Here is a 15077-nt window from a genome sequence, read left to right as displayed (position 1 = left end):
ACATCTCTTCACCGTGCAGTGGTGACTGACTTCGATTGCGCAATCAACCGTCGATGCAGGGCGGGATGGTCTCGCGTGGCGTCAACCAAATCATGTCGGGCTCACGGCTTCCAAACGATATTTCGTTGAAACCGCGACTTATATAGTCGTTGTTTAGGTCTATACTTACTCTCCTCCCCATGACGGAAATTTGCCATGACTGCTACGCAACGTCTTGAGGGTGTGTCGGGGCAGAATCCACGGGGCGATAGTCCGCAATAGGTAGCGGAATGGCCTGAGACGCCTGAAGGCGCCTCAAGAGCAGCAGCTACTCCGCGCTCGGGATTCCCTCTTCAGAGCCTCGGTCCCGCAGATCGGCGGATGTTGGCACACCACAACCACACGAACTGGAGATTTCATGAACCGCACGGATTCCCCCGGCTTGCTCGACAAGAACATCTGGACTGATCAACTCTTCACTGGGCGCTGGCAGGCCGGCAGTGTCGCGACCAGCGTGATAGAGCCTGCTACGGGCCGGGAGCTGGGGCGCATCGGCATGGCCGATGTCTCGATGATTGCCAGTTCGGCCGAGGCCGCGGCGAAGACACAGCCAGTCTGGGCCGGCCTGCACCATGACGAACGTGCGAATGTGCTGCGCAGGGCTGTGCGCCTTACCGAGACGCATTTCGACGAAATTGTCGGCTGGATTGTGCGCGAAAGCGGTTCCACGCGAGCGAAGGCGGCGTTCGAGACGAGTATCACTATTAAGGTCCTGCAAGAAGCCTCCGGGCTGCCATCGCGCTGCGCCGGGGAGCTATTGCCTTCCGTGCCTGGGCGGCTATCCCTGGCGCGCCGGCGGCCGCTTGGAGTGGTCGGCGTCATCTCGCCGTTCAATTTTCCGCTCTACCTGGCGATGCGGGCCGTTGCGCCGGCGCTGGCGCTGGGCAACGCGGTGGTGCTCAAGCCCGATCCCCGCACAGCGGTGTGCGGTGGCTTCGTTGTCGCGCGGCTGTTTGAACTCGCCGGCCTGCCGACCGGTGCGCTGCACGTGCTGCCGGGAGATGGTGCCGCGGGTGCGGCGCTGACGGCCGATCCCCATGTGGCGATGATCCAGTTCACTGGCTCCACGGCTGCAGGCCGCAAGGTCGGGGAGGCCGCAGGCCGGCATCTCAAGAAAGTTTCGCTGGAACTGGGCGGAAAAAATTCGCTGATCATCCTCGATGATGCCGATCTCGACCTCGCGGTTACAAACACCGCATGGGGCACCTTTCTGCATCAGGGCCAGGTCTGCATGGCCACCGGCCGTGTGCTGGTACAGCGTGGTATCCACGACCGGTTCGTCGAGAAACTCGCCGCCAAGGCCGCGAGCCTCACGGTGGGGGACCCCGCGGAAGGCGACTTCGCGCTGGGGCCGTTGATCAATGAAAACCAGCGCGATAATGTTGCCAGAATCGTCAGCGACGCGCAGCGCTCTGGTGCCCGCATCACATCTGGTGGCGCCTATCGCGACCTATTCTTCGAGCCCACCGTGCTCAGCGGCGTGACACCGGATAGTCCTGCCTTCCGCGAAGAGATATTCGGGCCGGTGGCTGTGGTGGTGCCGTTCGACATGGATGAGGAAGCGATTGCGCTGGCCAACGGTACCGAGTACGGACTGTCGATGGGCATCATCTCCAGCAATGTCACCCGGGCACTGCGCATTGGCGAACGCCTGCGCACCGGTATGCTTCATATCAACGACCAGACTGTCAACGACGAGGTCATCAACCCGGTTGGCGGTGTCGGCGCGTCTGGCAACGGCACCAGCATCGGCGGAGTGGCCAACTGGGAGGAATTTACCCAGTGGCAATGGATGACCATTCGGGGCGAAGCGCCACATTACCCAATTTAAAAATGGGATTCCAGAAGCAACAATACGATCGGGTGCCGTTTGCGCAAGGCCGCTGTGATTCGCGGCAAGGGCGGTTGAAGCAGTAGTCGCAATCAGGAGCTTCGCAGCGTGCCCCAGCGTCGCAGCGCCCACACGGTGGGGGTGCTGCGGCGTCATTGCGCCGCATATCGGCACCACTGCTCCTCACAGTGCGTGGCTTCACGATGGCGCGGGGAGTGTCGCGCGGCGGGTCCTCTGCATTTCCTCGACGAATCCTCCGGCATTGTCCGAGACACTACCCAGCACCGCAAACGACAGCGCATACGCGACGATCAGACCGGAAAGCAGGACCAGGAAGAGCCGTGATCCCAGCGACCGGGGCCAGGGTAAAGCGCGCGCGTGCACTGACGCTCCTCCTTGATCTCCACGGGCTTGGAGAATACATAGCCCTCGCTGCGCACGGTCTTGATATAGGCCGGATCGCGTGCGTCATCGTTGAGGCGCTGCCGCAGGCGGCTGACCAGCAAATCGACCGATCGCTCGAACATGTCCGCTTTGCGTCCCTGCGTGAGGCTGAGCAACTGGTCGCGATTGAACACCCGCATCGGGTGTCGACGAATACGCGCAGCAGGCGGTATTCGGCACCGCTGAGCGCGACAATGGTGCCTTCCCGATCAACCAGGTGCCGCGCGATGGTGTCGAGTTGCCAGTCGCCGAACGCCAGCATCTGCCCGGCCTCGGAGATCTGCAGGTTGGGCGGCAGCATCCGAGTGCGGCGCAGCACGGCCTTGATGCGCGCTAGCAACTCCCGCGCTGCGAAAGGCTTGGCCAGATAATTGTCGGCGCCCATTTCAAGCCCGAGGATGCGATCGGTCTCGTCGTCGCGCGCGGTGGGCATCAGTATCGGCGTGGCTTTGTGCTTGCCGGCGCGCAGTTCGCGACACAGTACCAGGCCATCATCGCCGGGGAGCATCACGTCGAGTACGATCAAGTCGACCGTGTTGGCCTGCAGGCAGGATCGCATATGCCTGCCATCCGGCGACACGGTCACACGCAGGCCGTTCTTGGTGAGGTAGGTTGAAACCAGTTCCCGAATTTCCCAGTCATCATCGACGATCAGGATATGGTCGTGTATCCATTGGTGTCAATCACTCGGCACAGTTGAAAGAGCGGCCATTTGCCGCGTCTACGATGTGACGTCGTGCGCTCTGAGTATATCGCAAGGCATTTTGCGGTGGCCTTCCGCGGTTCGATACGTAAACTGCTTTTGGCGATACACGCCAGAAATGCCCACTTGGCGCAAAGCCCACCCTGCGAAGAGCCTGCTGATACTCGCCAATCTAGGCGGCGTGCAGGCATTGACTGAAGGAGCGGGCAGCCTAGAAACCCGCCACCGGAGCCGGATTTTTGTATGCCATTGTATCTGGCGGCAAGCGGGATACCTTCCCACGCAGAGTGGCTGTCTCACGCTACGTGGCGGATACATCTGGTTTCTTTAATGGATAGCGTGGCCCCGCCGCCAGACAGAGGGCGAAGTAACCTGGACACGCAATTTCAACTCAAGGATATCCATCATGATGCGTATCGAAAATGTGCTTTACACCGGAAAGGTCCGCGTTAGCGGTGGCCGCGATGGCCAAGCCCACAGTGACGACGACCGCCTACACCTGAAGCTGTCGCCCCCGGGCAGCAACGGCCAAGGCACGAACCCGGAGCAGTTGTTTGCCGCAGGCTGGTCCGCCTGCTTTATCGGTGCGATGGGCCGTGCAGCCAGCGATATGAAGATCAGGCTTCCGGCGGACCTCGCACTCAATACCGAAGTGGACCTTGGCACAACAGGCGACGCGTACTTCTTGCAGGCCCGCCTGAATGTCAGCCTGCCGGGCCTGGACCGTGAGGTGGCGCAAGCGGTGGTGGAAGCCGCGCACCAGCTCTGTCCGTACTCCAAGGCGACGCGCGGCAACATCCACGTCGAGCTGAACGTGGCCTGACAAGCATTGGCCTGCTTGCATTGCCTCGCGGGCCATTCCTTGCAACCCGTCATGCCCACAACGTCGTCCAGGCCGCCCTCAAGCGCTTCGACATCCGCTATCCGGTAGCGCAGGACAACGGGTACGGCACGTGGTCGGCATTCTGCAATGAGTACTGGCCCGCCTTGTATCTGATCGACGCCGACGGTCGAATTGTCTACCAACACTTCGGCGAAGGCAGCTATGCCGAGACGGACGCTGTCATCCAGAAATTCCTGGATCGGCCCCGGCCCGGGAAACCAGCAAAGACAATTTGCCCGACACGCCCGGTGAATCACCGAGACGATCGCGGCTGTAACGGAATCTCACCCACATTATCAAGACGAAGGAATCTCTAGATGAAATCGACCAGAATCACTGCTGCGGCTCTGCTCTTGCTGGGCAGCGGTTTGATGCTGCAGGCGGCTCAAGCACAAACGGCTGGCGTCCATCGCGCAGATCTCGTCCAGCACGATCTCAGCGTGCCGGATCGCGAGGGCATTCAGGTGCGCGTTGACTTCGATCCTGGCGCGTTCGCGCCGAAGCATTCGCATCCGGGCGAAGAGCTTGCCCATGTCTTGCAGGGAACGCTGGAATACCAGCTCGGCGACAACCCGCCTGTCACGCTCACGGCTGGTAATTCCCTGTTCATCCCGGCTGGAACCGCCCACTCGGCGCGGAATGTCGGCAGCGGCAAGGCATCGGAACTGGCAACATACATCGTGAAGAAGGGGGCACCGCTGGTGGTGCCGGCCAAATGAGCATGCGGTATGGATCCACTACGGATGGCAAAGGAGACATCCCCTTGAACACTCGCGCATCGAACCCGCCGCCCAACCTGTCTCGCCGAACGTTGCTAATGGGTGGCGTGGCAATTGCAGCCCTCCCCATGTTCCGCCCGGTCCTGTCTGCTGCCGCGCAGGCCAATGCCGGGCAGCCCGCCATGACCGACACGATTCGCCCGTTTCGCGCGCACGTTCCCCAAGCCGCGCTCGCCGATCTGCACCGACGCCTAGCCGCAACGCGCTGGCCTGATGCGGAAACGGTCAGCGATCGATCCGAGGGTGCACAGCTTGCAAAGCTTCAGGCGCTCGTGGGCTACTGGGCAACCCGCTACGATTGGCGAAAGGCTGAGGCAAAGCTCAATGTCTATCCCCAATTCCTGACGAACATCGACGGTCTGGACATTCATTTCATCCACGTACACTCTCGCCATCCAAACGCGCTGCCGCTCATCATGACTCACGGCTGGCCAGGGTCGGTCTTTGAATTGCTCAATGTCATCGGCCCATTGACCGATCCCACTGCGCACGGCGGAACTGCCAACGATGCTTTCCATCTGGTCATTCCGTCGATTCCCGGCTTTGGCTTCTCACAGAAGCCAACTGGCAAAGGCTGGAATCCTGAGCGCATCGCGCGCGCCTGGGACGTCCTGATGAAGCGGCTCGGCTATGCGCGCTATGTTTCACAGGGCGGGGACTGGGGTGCCATCATCTCCGATGCGCTTGGTCGCCTGGCGCCGGAGGGGCTTCTCGGGATCCACGTCAACAGGATCGAGCGCTCCACGACCTTGCCACCAGACGTTGCAAAGGCGCTCAAAAGCGGGGATCCCGCACCGGCGAACCTGGCCATCGAAGAAAGGCGGGTGTTCGACGAGGCCAGGGAATTCCTCAGTAAGGGATTCGGATACGCCTCTATCATGCAAACGCGACCGCAAACCATCGGATACGGCCTGGCCGATTCGCCGGTGGGGCTGGCAGCATGGATCTATGACAAGCAGGCTGACTGGGTATTCACGCGTGGCGATCCTGAGCGAGCATTAGGACGCGACGCAATCCTCGACAACATCACGCTCTACTGGCTGACGGATTCCGGAACTTCAAGCGGGCGAATCTACTGGGAAGCCGGTGCTAGCGCTGTCAGCACAGCGCCCATCACGATCCCCGTGGCGGTTACCATCTTCCCAGGCGAGGTCTACCGGCCTCCAAGGCACTGGGTGGCACGCGCTTATCAGAACCTCATCTACTACAACCGAGTGAACAAGGGCGGCCACTTCGCAGCTTGGGAAGAGCCAGAATTGTTCAGTACCGAAGTACGTTCCGCGTTCCAGTCCCTGCGCTGAGCAAGTACCATGGTGCCGCCTGACCAAATCAACTGATCGGGCAGGCGCGCACCGCAATGAGTTTGCCATCGGGAAGGTACAACGGCATGCATTGCCGGGCAAAGTGACTGTACTGCCAGCCGCCTTCACAACTTCTCGCCGGGCTCCTGGGTCGAGGACTTGCTCCTTGCCGAGAATGGCCCGGTTACGGGCCTCCGCAACCGTTAGTCAGTACGTCGTCCACCGGCAGGCCGTCCAGCCAGAGGTTGAGCTTCGGATATGCGCGCGGAAGGGCGCAAGGACTTCATTGAACAAGGGACCAACATAGCCGTCGCTTACAGCCACTGGAGTTGCCTTTGCTGCAGCCCCTTGAGCGCTTGCAGTTGGTCCAAACGCGCGCCGCGCGGACTCAGGCCGACCGCCGCGGCAAAACACCTGCTCGGCTTCTGACAGGGCTACTGTACGCTAGGCGAAGCTCGAACGAAAAGGAGGGTCGGGCGCTATTAGCAAATATCTGAAGCTTCAGATATTTGCGATTACCCACACCGGCGGATTAGGCGAAGCGCCATGTAGACGACGGCGACACCGCCGTGTTCACGCTGGATCGCGCGAGCTGAGTTGTGTGGCAATGGTTCGCATAATGTCCTGAACTTTTCCTACCGACCATGGTGGCCGGCAAGGAGAAGATAATGGCGCAGTCTGAACTGGCGCGCGGCGAGGACCCCGCGACGCTTGTGCTGTCAATTTCGAGCGCAGCCGAATTCCTCAGCAAGTTTGACGCGTATCTGGGCACCGCCAAGGGCCTGGCGGAGGGCACCCGCCGGTAGTATGGCCGGTTTGTCCAAGGCTTCCTGGACGGGTGGTGTGGCGACAGTCCACCGAATTGGCAAGACCTGTCAATCGAAGATCTCCGCGCATATCTGCTTCACGAGCTCTCGAGCAAGAGGCGCCGACCATCGAACTCGCCGATCGTCGCGCTGCGCGCGATGCTACGTTTTCTCGCCGTCAGGGGACTGGTGCCGCCCGGTCTCGAGGAAACGCTGCCACGAATCCGGCGATGGCGTCACGCGACGCTTCCAGCGAGCCTGTCGAGCGACGATGTGAATCGGCTCATCAAATGCGTGGCCGATGCTGCGACGTTTCAGCCGCTGCGGAACACGGCAATCATGCTGCTGCTCGCGAGGACCGGGATGCGGGCCGCTGAAGTCGCGCACCTCAGTCTGAATGACGTGGACTGGGCCGACGGCATCATTCATATCCGAGGGGCCAAGTCTCGTCGTGACCGAGACCTGCCGCTCTTCCGCGACGTCGGATGCGCATTGCTCGCAAATAAAGCAAGTGTAATCAAGGCGCTGGAAGGAAGGTCACGCCGAATCCGCTTCTATGAGATGAGGGAAGTCGCAGGGACTTTCCAACTTAGACGTGTCCCGGTGAACGAAGATGAGCTCTTTGTCTTCTATCCAAGACGAGCCCGCGCCGGGGTAGTGGCGACAGCATGTACACAAGGAAAGCGCACGCAACACGGGAAGCGCCTTGGCGTGGTCAGGGATGATCAACCGGACGCCCGTGAGAGACAGGCCGGGCGCCTTGGGGTGACGGAGAGGCCCGTAGTACCGATGAAGCCGGGTAATGCCGGTGGAGGGAAGGGGCCTCAGTTCAAGACAAACGCAATAAGTAGTACGGGACCTGGAGATTGGGCAACCTATCAACTCCGTTTTGTGTTCAGAAGCTGCAGATGGCGTTACACGCGAAAGCGAAGGCAGAAGCCGGGTATCGCCTTTATGCTTTGTACGACAACCGGCCAGCGGGCAAGGATGAAGATCTTGCCGTGAGCGCGAATCACCAGCTTCGGCCTTGGTGAGGTCATGTTACAGCGGCATTCCGCGTAGCCGCGCAGCTTCTTCGCGCGTTCCAGTGCCCGCGCATAGTCTGCGGGGGATTCGAGCACCTTCTCCAGGTCGTGTTCCTCAATGCCGATGCGAACCGTGGTCATTCTGTGTTCCTATATAGAGTGGGTCAGACGGAGGCATCGCGGAACACCGCTTGCAAGCTGCGATTGATCCCCGAAATGTCCAGCGTGTGCTGCGCCCGGGTCAGCGCGACATAGAGCAGGCGTTTTTCGTCGGCGGGCAGCGTCTCCCGGCCATCGTCCTCGCGGCGAAAGCGGAAATCGTCGGCCAGCGTCACGGTGGGCCATTCCAGGCTATGGCCCGGTGCACGGTCAATACGACGTAGTCGGCCTGGTCCTCCGGGGCGATGGCGGCCAACAACTGGCGCAGGTAGGTGGGCCTTGTTCGTCGATGAGCTTGACCAGCGGATGCAGGTCGCGCCCGGCGAAGGACTCGGCGTATTCCTGAACGTCGAGCCAGTTCTCGAACAGGGATAGGGCGGCCGGGTAGTGCGTGCGCTGGCCAGCGAGCAGGCGCTCAGCACCGTCGATGAAAGCCTCCAGCTCCTCCTTCTTTGTCCGGGCTGCCACCCTGTGGCCGCGCTGCAGGCCTTCGGCCACCTTGGCGAGCAGGGTGGTGTTCTTGCGGCACAGGATCGCGTTGGGGCGGATCTCGCCAGGAGCGGCGTGCCGCACGACACGCGAGGGAATCGCGGCCTGGCCGCGTACCGGAACGTCCTCGTCCATCAGGCGTAGCATCCGGCTGGCAAGGCTGGCGATGGCGTTGCCGAACCGAAATGATTCCGTGAGCCCCTTCACCGGCGCCTTGATGTGGTCCATTGCATTGACGGCACCGCGCCACTTGTAGATCTGCTGATAGGGATCGCCCACGTAGATGACTTGGGATGACTGCCCGCGTAGCACCGACAGCATCAACCCATCGGCGTCCTGGGCCTCATCGAACAGGATGAAATCGGCCGGGATGCGCGGTCGGCTGAGTTGCCACAGCTTCACATAGGTCGCGTGACTGACCGCCGCGACACCCCTTGGATCGATGCTCTCACGCCAAAGCGACTGGACGTGTGGCAGCAGTTCCTCGCGCAGCGCGTCGGCCAGCTCTTCTTCGATCAGTGGATCGACCGGGATATGCCATGCCTGGGGCTCGGCCTGTGCCGACGAGCAGAAGCGCGCCACGCCGTCCATCACCATGCGGCCCAGCTTGCCGGTGGTCAGTTCGACGGTCTTGGCCGATGGTCGTCGGCACCTTCAGAGGGGCAAGGCCGTAGCGCATGGCCATCGTATGGGCAGGCTCCACCGGATACTTGAGCTTGCGGGTAATGTCCGGGGACGTTGAGCCAAAGGCGAGCGAATGGACCGTCCGGCAACGCGTGTTCGCGGGGAACTTGCGCTGGGCTTCCTGTGCGATGTGCTTGTTGAAGGCCAGATACAGGCCGCGTGCGCGCGGCCGGGCCTCCGACGCCATACGAAGGAACGTCGATTTGCCGGCACCGGCGTAGGCCCGGACCTTGAGCGGACCGCCGGCAGTGACCGCGGCGACCGCTTCGGATTGCTCTTGGGTCGGCTGCATGCTCAGACCGGCAACGCTTCCTGCACCAGGATCGCAGCGGAGCGGGCCGCGCGTGCGGCAGCGTCACGAGCGCGGCATTCGGCGACGCGGCGTGCCTGGTTGCCGCTTTCCGCGTAGACCATCCACGAAAAGTACGTGGAGGTGGTCGGCCCGACCCACGTGGCCCACTTTGCGCGGATGACGGCCCGCACTTCATCGGGCTGCGCGAAGTAGATGCGACGGGCGTCGCGCCAGCACTTTGCGTTGAAGGCGCGCATCCTTTGCTCAAATGCATCCCCACGCGCGGTACGGCGTGCCAACTCCGCGTCCAACGAATGCTGCTCGGCGGCCACGTGATCGGCAAACAGCGGATAGCGGTCACGCTCGCGCGCCTGTTTGCGCGCAAAGGCTGCCTGACGGCGGGCGTTGAAGTCGATTGGATTGTGGCGTTCGTAGCGGGTGAAGCGCATGGTATGGATCGGATGATTGCTCAATGAATCCAGCATATCGGCTCGCCGCCAAAGTCAAGGCTGCCTCCGGGCCCATCGCGGCAAGCACCATTTTGCGGGCGAAGAGGGGCGAATCGCCCGGTGAAAGGCGTATGATTTCGCTCGTCTTTCGCCGGATAGTCGGCATATTCGAACAAAATCTCCATGAAGGAAGTGAACCTCGGTAATCGGCCGCGCGACGAGCGGACCCACATCGCCCCGGGCGAACCGCTTTACCGCGAAGTGGCCACCATTGATGCGCTGACCTTCCGGCGCCTGCTGGATCGGGTCTTCTGGCACCCGCCCGCCGAAGTGTTGCGCTTTGAGGTACGGGCCATCCCGTTGGAGCAAGGCAGCGAGTACACGGTCACAGCGATCATGGACGACCTGGGCGAGGTCTGGTTCGACGCCGAGGCGGTTCCGGCTCGTTGGGATGCCATTGCCACGTTCGAGCTGTCGTGGTCGCTGTCGCAACTGCATGCCGCACAGCATGGCCTGGATCTCCGGGGTTGTGAGAAGCCCGGCGGCAAGCCGGGCAATGAGCGCATGCCCGACTACTCGTCGGTCCAGGACCCCGCCGAGGTCGCGCGTCATCGCTGGAACGTCGTGAACCGCTTGCGCAAGGCGGGAATCGCGTTGAAGTAGGGCCGGGGGCTTTATCGCGGGCGGGCTTTGCGCTATCCTGCGGGCTACTTCCGCGTCTCAGACGCATCGACACCGCCGATTGCTCGGCATATTTTTCACCCGTTGGGGCTTTCCCAACGGGGAGGCTCCATCCCTTCTCCGGAGCCTCACATGCACATTTCCTCGCGTATTTCGGGTGTGGCAGTTCTCGCGACCGTCGTCAACCTGATTGCCGTCTTGTTTTTCCTTTGCACGACAAGTGACGACCGGCTGGTGATGGTGCAGTTGCATCTCGTCGCCGAGATTCAGTTTTTGGTCATCATCAGCTGGCTTCTCGCCAAGCTGCTGATTCCGGAAGCTGAGTCGACTGTCGCCGGCTAAGCGCTTACCTCAACGCAGCTTTCCTATGCGGGGCGATCTTGCGGTTGCCCGGCTTCCATGTCTGCACCGCCCGATGTCGTCGGGCATTGAATTCACCCCATTGGGAGACGCTCCCAATGGGGTGGCGTTTCCCTGCTCACAAGGAATCGCCATGTTCACCAAGTCCCTTGAAATCGAAGTCGGCCCCGTGCCGTACGAAGAAGAGTGCGTAGCGCCTGAAGGCCGAGTTGCGGTCCTTCGTGACGGCAATCACCGAAAGATCTATGCGTAATAGAAGCCTCCATTAGAATTGGCGCAGCGATCGGAAGGCCGCGCGAAGCTCCTCCGCGAAGAGCTGCGGCTGTTCCCAGGCAGCGAAATGGCCGCCCTTGTCTGCCTCGTGGAAGTAGATCATGTTGCGATAGGCGCGCCGGACCCAGGTCTCGGGTGGACGATAGACGTCCTCCGGGAATACCGTGACGGCAACCGGCAGCGAGATGTCTGCAGTCTTCTGTGCGGCCGCAATCAGGGGGCTTCTTCCCATGTTTTCCCAGTAGAGACGCCCTGCGGATGCTGCGCTGTTCGTCAGCCAATACAGCGTAAAGTCGTCCAGTACCTCGTCCTTTGACGGTTCCATATGTGGCACGGCGCCGTACGTCCACTTGGCAAAGCCTGGATGCCCTAGCATGAAGGCGGCGAGGAAGGCTGGAGAGTCCGTCGAGCCATAGCCGATCGTCTGCGGCCGCGCCCCTAGCATCGTGATGTAGGCCGAGTTGCCTTGTTTCGCGAACGCAAGAATTGCGTCATATGTCGCGCGTTCCTTGCTGCTAAGTCCTTCCGGCGCCGGCCCGCCCACGGCAAGCGCAGCCGCAGCCTCCGGCGGTACGGTTGCCGGAAGGTTGAGGTGGATGCCAGCCAATCCCGCAGGCGCCTGGCGCGCCATGGCACTGGTAATGAGAGCACCCCAGTCGCCGCCCTGCGCGACATAGCGGTTATACCCGAGGCGCTGCATCAGCTCCGCCCATACCCGTGCGACGTGTTCCGGATCCCACCCCGTACCCGTTGGCTTGCCGGAGAATCCGTAGCCAGGGATGGACGGGATCACGACGTCAAATGCGTCTGTAACCTTGCCGCCATGTGCACTGGGATCGGTGAGCGGGCCAATGACCTTGAGGAACTCGAACACGGATCCCGGCCAGCCGTGGGTGATGATTACCGGCAGAGCATTTGGATTGCGGGAACGCACCCAGATGAAATGAATATTGACCCCGTCAATAGTGGTAACGAATTGCGGCAGAGCATTGAGTAGGGCTTCGGCCTTGCGCCAGTCGTAGCCCGTCCCCCAGTAGTGAAGGAGCTCCCGCAAGTTGGCTAGCTGGACGCCTTGGGATTGATCGGCAACGGTTTCCCGATCCGGCCAGCGTGTCGACGCGATGCGACTGCGCAGATCAGCAAGAGCGCCGTCAGGAACGTGTACGTGGAAGGGGCGAATCGTCGTTGCCCCGTCTGTCCGGGCGGGGCCGACGGCCATCGCAGAAGCGGAGAGTAGGACGGCTGCAAGGGCAGCGAATATTTGTTTCATGCGCGTGTCCTCATATGTAGGGATGAGATGCTTCGTTCAAGCAGGAACGGCTTGAACGAAGCTTTCGGTTGTGCTGCCAGTCGAGCTCGCCAGCGGTATACCCAGAAGGGTGCCAGGCCGCGCACCCGTGTGTGCGCGGGTGACCTTATGGCTTAAGTAGAATCTTTCCGCCCCGGCCCGGCACCTGATGAGTAACCATTGCCGCTTCGATATCTTCGAAATCAAAGATGGCACCGACTGGCAGCACAAGGTTCCCCGATGCAGCAAGACCGAGCACCTCGCGGTATAACTCGTCTCGCTCGCCCGGAGTCATGCGCTGCATCAGCCGACTTGCCCAGAAGCCGCGCACATTCAATTCCTTGAACAGCAACTGGCCATTCAGTTCGAGTGGCTGTCCGGTCAGTGAGCCTAAGATGACAAGTTCTCCTTCAGGGGAAAGAAGGTCAACAAGGTCATTCGCAGCTCTTCCGCCGATCGAGTCGACCGCGGACGCGATGCGCGCGTCCCCAACCAACTCCTTTGCTCGCCTCTTCCAGTCGACGTCGTCAGACGAGATGGCGTTATTGAGGCCGACGGCGGCAAGCTCGTCTATCGCCGCCTTTCTGCGAACGATGTTCAGAACGTTCAGCCTTCTAGCCTGGACGATCCTGGCCAATGTGATGCCAATGGCGCCATTCGCAGCGTTTTGGACAAGCCAATCGCCTTCGCCGAGATGCAGCGAGTTCAGCAGGGTAAGGGCGCTCACCGGCATGGATACTAGTTGAGCTGCAACCCCGTCTGGGACTGCCTCAGGAACGGGGACGACCGCGGATTCTGGCACGATAACCTGTTCGGTCCATGTGCCGGCCTGATTGAAAAAACTGACTCGCTGCCCAAGAGAAAGCTGCGCGCCATCACCAACTGCGTCGACGACACCCACGGCTTCTGTACCGCCGGTTGCAGGCAAGTCGGGACGGTAACCGTAATTGCCTTGGATGGTCGCGAAATCATGACTGTGGACGCTCGCGAGGATGACCCGTACCCGAACCTGTCCAGGTCCAGGACTCTCCTTCGGGCGCTCGACGAGTTTAAGGACCTCGGCAGGGTTACCAAACTCTTCATAGCAAATTGCGCGCACTGCACTCCTCCGTCTTCAGGTCAGGTTCAGGTTCAGGTTCAGGCAGTTGATGTGAAGAACCGCCCTCCGTTTTGAGGATGATGGTTGACATCCATGAGGATGTCAACCATCATCCTGTGGCGGTTGAATGAATCGCGCCGATCAGCAGGGAACCGAAATGAAAGTCGAATTCTTTTTGGACTACCGTAGCCCCTACTCTTACCTAGCAAGCACGCAAGTTGGCCGGTTAGACGCAGAAGTGGAAATCACGCCGGTTGACGCATTCAGTGTGATGCGGTCTGTCAATAACCAACCGTCGACTGCTTGCCCGCCTAAGGCCCGATATGCATTTTCCGACGCTGTGCGATGGGCGAAGTACTACGGCGTGCCCTTCGCCCCAAACATGGGGCTGCTAAGCGCGATGAGAACGGGCCAGTTTGACGGCACTTTGCTTCCCCGCGCCGGGCTCGCGGCCCGGCAGCTCGGTGTGTTCGGTGAGGCTAGTGAAGCACTTTTCGGTGTGCTGTGGGCTAGCAACGACGATCTGACGACGGACGAGGGGCGCGAAAGGTTCCTGACCGAGCGCGGGCTGCCGTCCTTGCTGTGGCAAACTGCTATGACCCAAGAGATCGGAGAGGAACTCGCCGAGTTGAGCAAGGGAGCGGCGGGTCGCGGCGTATTCGGCGTCCCAACGTTCTTCATCGATAGCGAGATCTTCTTTGGCAATGATCGACTGCAGTTTGTCGAGGCTCGCTTACGTGAGTTGGCAGTAAAGGGAGAGTCAGCATGAGCGAGAAACGCGCTCTCGTCACCGGCGTTGGGCCGGGTACCGGCCTCGCAGTCGTCCGCCGGCTAGTGGCAGGGGGCTATGACGTCGCAATGGTCGCGAGAAGTGCCGATCGCCTTAAGGAGTTCGAAGCGGAAATTCCCGGCACCCATGCGTATGTCGCAGACGTCTCAGAACCGATCCAATTCGATGCGGCACTCGACCGTATCCTGTCGGAATTCGGCGCTCCCGAGGTTGTTGTCCATAACGCCATCGGCGGCGTCTTCGGGAATTTCATGCAGATCGATCCGGCCGCGCTGCAGCAGAATTTTCAAACGAACGTCATGGCGTTCCTGCAACTCGCGCGCCGTGTTGCTCCCTTTATGCTCGATTCTGGAAAAGGTGCGATCATTGCGTCGGGCAACACTTCTGCACTGCGCGGTAAGAGCAATTTCGCCGGATTCGCACCGACCAAGGCAGCTCAGCGCATTCTCGCGGAATCGATGGCGCGCGAGCTAGGGCCGAAAGGTGTACACGTAGCCTACGTGCTCATCGACGCCGTAATCGATCTTGAGTGGACGCGCAAGGCGTGGCCTGATGCGGCGGATGATTTTTTCATTCAACCGTCGGACATCGCTGAGGAAATCTGGCATGTCGTGCATCAGCCGAAGAGTGCCTGGTCGTTCAATGTAGAAATTCGACCCTTCAAGGAAGTTTGGTAAGCCGCGGCGGTGGAAGGGCGCGCTG

General features: G+C 61.0%; 16 protein-coding genes and 2 pseudogenes. 10 read left to right on the top strand and 8 right to left on the bottom strand.

The annotated features are described in order from the left end of the window. The first annotated feature begins 397 nt into the window (after nucleotides 1-397). Nucleotides 398-1870: a benzaldehyde dehydrogenase gene (locus CupriaWKF_RS31230; protein ID WP_276103948.1), complete on the top strand. Its 1473-nt coding sequence runs from the start codon at nucleotides 398-400 to the stop codon at nucleotides 1868-1870. A 389-nt stretch (nucleotides 1871-2259) separates the two neighbouring features. Here CupriaWKF_RS31230 and CupriaWKF_RS31225 read toward each other — a convergent pair. Next, a pseudogene (locus CupriaWKF_RS31225) lies at nucleotides 2260-2984 on the bottom strand (response regulator); the annotation flags it as partial. A 439-nt stretch (nucleotides 2985-3423) separates the two neighbouring features. Between CupriaWKF_RS31225 and CupriaWKF_RS31220 the strand changes: the two are divergent. The 5 genes and pseudogenes from CupriaWKF_RS31220 (at nucleotide 3424) to CupriaWKF_RS31200 (ending at nucleotide 6786) form a co-directional block, all read left to right on the top strand. After that, nucleotides 3424-3840, top strand: coding sequence for an organic hydroperoxide resistance protein (locus CupriaWKF_RS31220; RefSeq protein WP_276103947.1), 417 nt, complete (start codon nucleotides 3424-3426; stop codon nucleotides 3838-3840). A gap of 65 nt (nucleotides 3841-3905) precedes the next feature. Then, nucleotides 3906-4109: pseudogene (locus CupriaWKF_RS31215) on the top strand (thioredoxin); the annotation flags it as partial. A gap of 108 nt (nucleotides 4110-4217) precedes the next feature. After that, complete coding sequence (locus CupriaWKF_RS31210) at nucleotides 4218-4619, top strand: cupin domain-containing protein (protein WP_276103946.1); 402 nt, start codon at nucleotides 4218-4220, stop codon at nucleotides 4617-4619. A gap of 182 nt (nucleotides 4620-4801) precedes the next feature. Beyond that, complete coding sequence (locus CupriaWKF_RS31205; protein WP_276103945.1) at nucleotides 4802-5980, top strand: epoxide hydrolase family protein; 1179 nt, start codon at nucleotides 4802-4804, stop codon at nucleotides 5978-5980. A 668-nt stretch (nucleotides 5981-6648) separates the two neighbouring features. Continuing rightward, a complete protein-coding gene (locus CupriaWKF_RS31200; protein WP_276103943.1) occupies nucleotides 6649-6786 on the top strand; it encodes a hypothetical protein in 138 nt (45 codons plus the stop codon). Nucleotides 6787-6948: 162 nt separating this feature from the next. Here the strand turns inward: CupriaWKF_RS31200 and CupriaWKF_RS31195 are convergent, their stop codons facing one another. From CupriaWKF_RS31195 to CupriaWKF_RS31180, 5 genes are all read right to left on the bottom strand, one after another. Further along, nucleotides 6949-7215, bottom strand: coding sequence for a hypothetical protein (locus tag CupriaWKF_RS31195; protein WP_276103942.1), 267 nt, complete (start codon nucleotides 7213-7215; stop codon nucleotides 6949-6951). Nucleotides 7216-7700: 485 nt separating this feature from the next. Next, nucleotides 7701-7952, bottom strand: a complete 252-nt coding sequence (locus tag CupriaWKF_RS31190) for a hypothetical protein (protein WP_276103941.1) — start codon at nucleotides 7950-7952, stop codon at nucleotides 7701-7703. Between the two features lie 23 nt (nucleotides 7953-7975). Beyond that, the gene (locus tag CupriaWKF_RS34425; protein ID WP_346348644.1) at nucleotides 7976-8146 is read right to left on the bottom strand and encodes a hypothetical protein; all 171 of its coding nucleotides are present in this window, start codon (nucleotides 8144-8146) and stop codon (nucleotides 7976-7978) included. A gap of 34 nt (nucleotides 8147-8180) precedes the next feature. Further along, on the bottom strand, nucleotides 8181-9056 hold the full coding sequence (locus tag CupriaWKF_RS34420; RefSeq protein ID WP_346348643.1) for a UvrD-helicase domain-containing protein: 876 nt from the start codon (nucleotides 9054-9056) through the stop codon (nucleotides 8181-8183). Nucleotides 9057-9437: 381 nt separating this feature from the next. After that, nucleotides 9438-9920 (bottom strand): hypothetical protein, encoded by a 483-nt coding sequence (locus CupriaWKF_RS31180; protein ID WP_276103940.1) that lies wholly within the window; start codon nucleotides 9918-9920, stop codon nucleotides 9438-9440. Nucleotides 9921-10067: 147 nt separating this feature from the next. Here CupriaWKF_RS31180 and CupriaWKF_RS31175 point away from each other — a divergent pair, with 147 nt between their 5' ends. Continuing rightward, nucleotides 10068-10547, top strand: coding sequence for a hypothetical protein (locus tag CupriaWKF_RS31175; RefSeq protein ID WP_276103938.1), 480 nt, complete (start codon nucleotides 10068-10070; stop codon nucleotides 10545-10547). Nucleotides 10548-10697: 150 nt separating this feature from the next. Beyond that, nucleotides 10698-10907, top strand: coding sequence for a hypothetical protein (locus CupriaWKF_RS31170; RefSeq protein ID WP_276103937.1), 210 nt, complete (start codon nucleotides 10698-10700; stop codon nucleotides 10905-10907). Nucleotides 10908-11190: 283 nt separating this feature from the next. Here the strand turns inward: CupriaWKF_RS31170 and CupriaWKF_RS31165 are convergent, their stop codons facing one another. Together CupriaWKF_RS31165 and CupriaWKF_RS31160 are read right to left on the bottom strand one after the other, a co-directional pair. Continuing rightward, nucleotides 11191-12468, bottom strand: a complete 1278-nt coding sequence (locus CupriaWKF_RS31165; protein WP_276103936.1) for an epoxide hydrolase family protein — start codon at nucleotides 12466-12468, stop codon at nucleotides 11191-11193. 145 nt (nucleotides 12469-12613) lie between these two features. Next, entirely contained in the window at nucleotides 12614-13585 is a 972-nt protein-coding gene (locus CupriaWKF_RS31160; protein ID WP_276103935.1) for a zinc-binding dehydrogenase, read from the bottom strand. A 127-nt stretch (nucleotides 13586-13712) separates the two neighbouring features. Here CupriaWKF_RS31160 and CupriaWKF_RS31155 point away from each other — a divergent pair, with 127 nt between their 5' ends. Together CupriaWKF_RS31155 and CupriaWKF_RS31150 are read left to right on the top strand one after the other, a co-directional pair. Further along, nucleotides 13713-14354, top strand: coding sequence for a DsbA family protein (locus CupriaWKF_RS31155; RefSeq protein ID WP_276103933.1), 642 nt, complete (start codon nucleotides 13713-13715; stop codon nucleotides 14352-14354). Further along, on the top strand, nucleotides 14351-15052 hold the full coding sequence (locus CupriaWKF_RS31150) for an SDR family NAD(P)-dependent oxidoreductase (protein WP_276103932.1): 702 nt from the start codon (nucleotides 14351-14353) through the stop codon (nucleotides 15050-15052). Before CupriaWKF_RS31155 ends, CupriaWKF_RS31150 begins: the two co-directional genes overlap by 4 nt. Nucleotides 15053-15077 lie beyond the last annotated feature (25 nt).

The organism is Cupriavidus sp. WKF15, assembly GCF_029278605.1.
GTDB lineage: Bacteria > Pseudomonadota > Gammaproteobacteria > Burkholderiales > Burkholderiaceae > Cupriavidus.
The sequence above is the reverse complement of the archived record's forward strand: the minus strand, read 5'-3'. Positions and strand labels throughout refer to the sequence as shown.

Bases quoted from the DNA above. Each gene is read 5' to 3' on its own strand.
- CupriaWKF_RS31230 (WP_276103948.1), top strand. From the start codon at position 398: ATGAACCGCACGGATTCCCCCGGCTTGCTCGACAAGAACATCTGGACT.
- CupriaWKF_RS31220 (WP_276103947.1), top strand. From the start codon at position 3,424: ATGATGCGTATCGAAAATGTGCTTTACACCGGAAAGGTCCGCGTTAGC.
- CupriaWKF_RS31210 (WP_276103946.1), top strand. From the start codon at position 4,218: ATGAAATCGACCAGAATCACTGCTGCGGCTCTGCTCTTGCTGGGCAGC.
- CupriaWKF_RS31205 (WP_276103945.1), top strand. From the start codon at position 4,802: ATGACCGACACGATTCGCCCGTTTCGCGCGCACGTTCCCCAAGCCGCG.
- CupriaWKF_RS31200 (WP_276103943.1), top strand. From the start codon at position 6,649: ATGGCGCAGTCTGAACTGGCGCGCGGCGAGGACCCCGCGACGCTTGTG.
- CupriaWKF_RS31195 (WP_276103942.1), bottom strand. From the start codon at position 7,215: ATGAATGATGCCGTCGGCCCAGTCCACGTCATTCAGACTGAGGTGCGC.
- CupriaWKF_RS31190 (WP_276103941.1), bottom strand. From the start codon at position 7,952: ATGACCACGGTTCGCATCGGCATTGAGGAACACGACCTGGAGAAGGTG.
- CupriaWKF_RS34420 (WP_346348643.1), bottom strand. From the start codon at position 9,056: ATGGTGATGGACGGCGTGGCGCGCTTCTGCTCGTCGGCACAGGCCGAG.
- CupriaWKF_RS31180 (WP_276103940.1), bottom strand. From the start codon at position 9,920: ATGCTGGATTCATTGAGCAATCATCCGATCCATACCATGCGCTTCACC.
- CupriaWKF_RS31175 (WP_276103938.1), top strand. From the start codon at position 10,068: ATGAAGGAAGTGAACCTCGGTAATCGGCCGCGCGACGAGCGGACCCAC.
- CupriaWKF_RS31170 (WP_276103937.1), top strand. From the start codon at position 10,698: ATGCACATTTCCTCGCGTATTTCGGGTGTGGCAGTTCTCGCGACCGTC.
- CupriaWKF_RS31165 (WP_276103936.1), bottom strand. From the start codon at position 12,468: ATGAAACAAATATTCGCTGCCCTTGCAGCCGTCCTACTCTCCGCTTCT.
- CupriaWKF_RS31155 (WP_276103933.1), top strand. From the start codon at position 13,713: ATGAATCGCGCCGATCAGCAGGGAACCGAAATGAAAGTCGAATTCTTT.
- CupriaWKF_RS31150 (WP_276103932.1), top strand. From the start codon at position 14,351: ATGAGCGAGAAACGCGCTCTCGTCACCGGCGTTGGGCCGGGTACCGGC.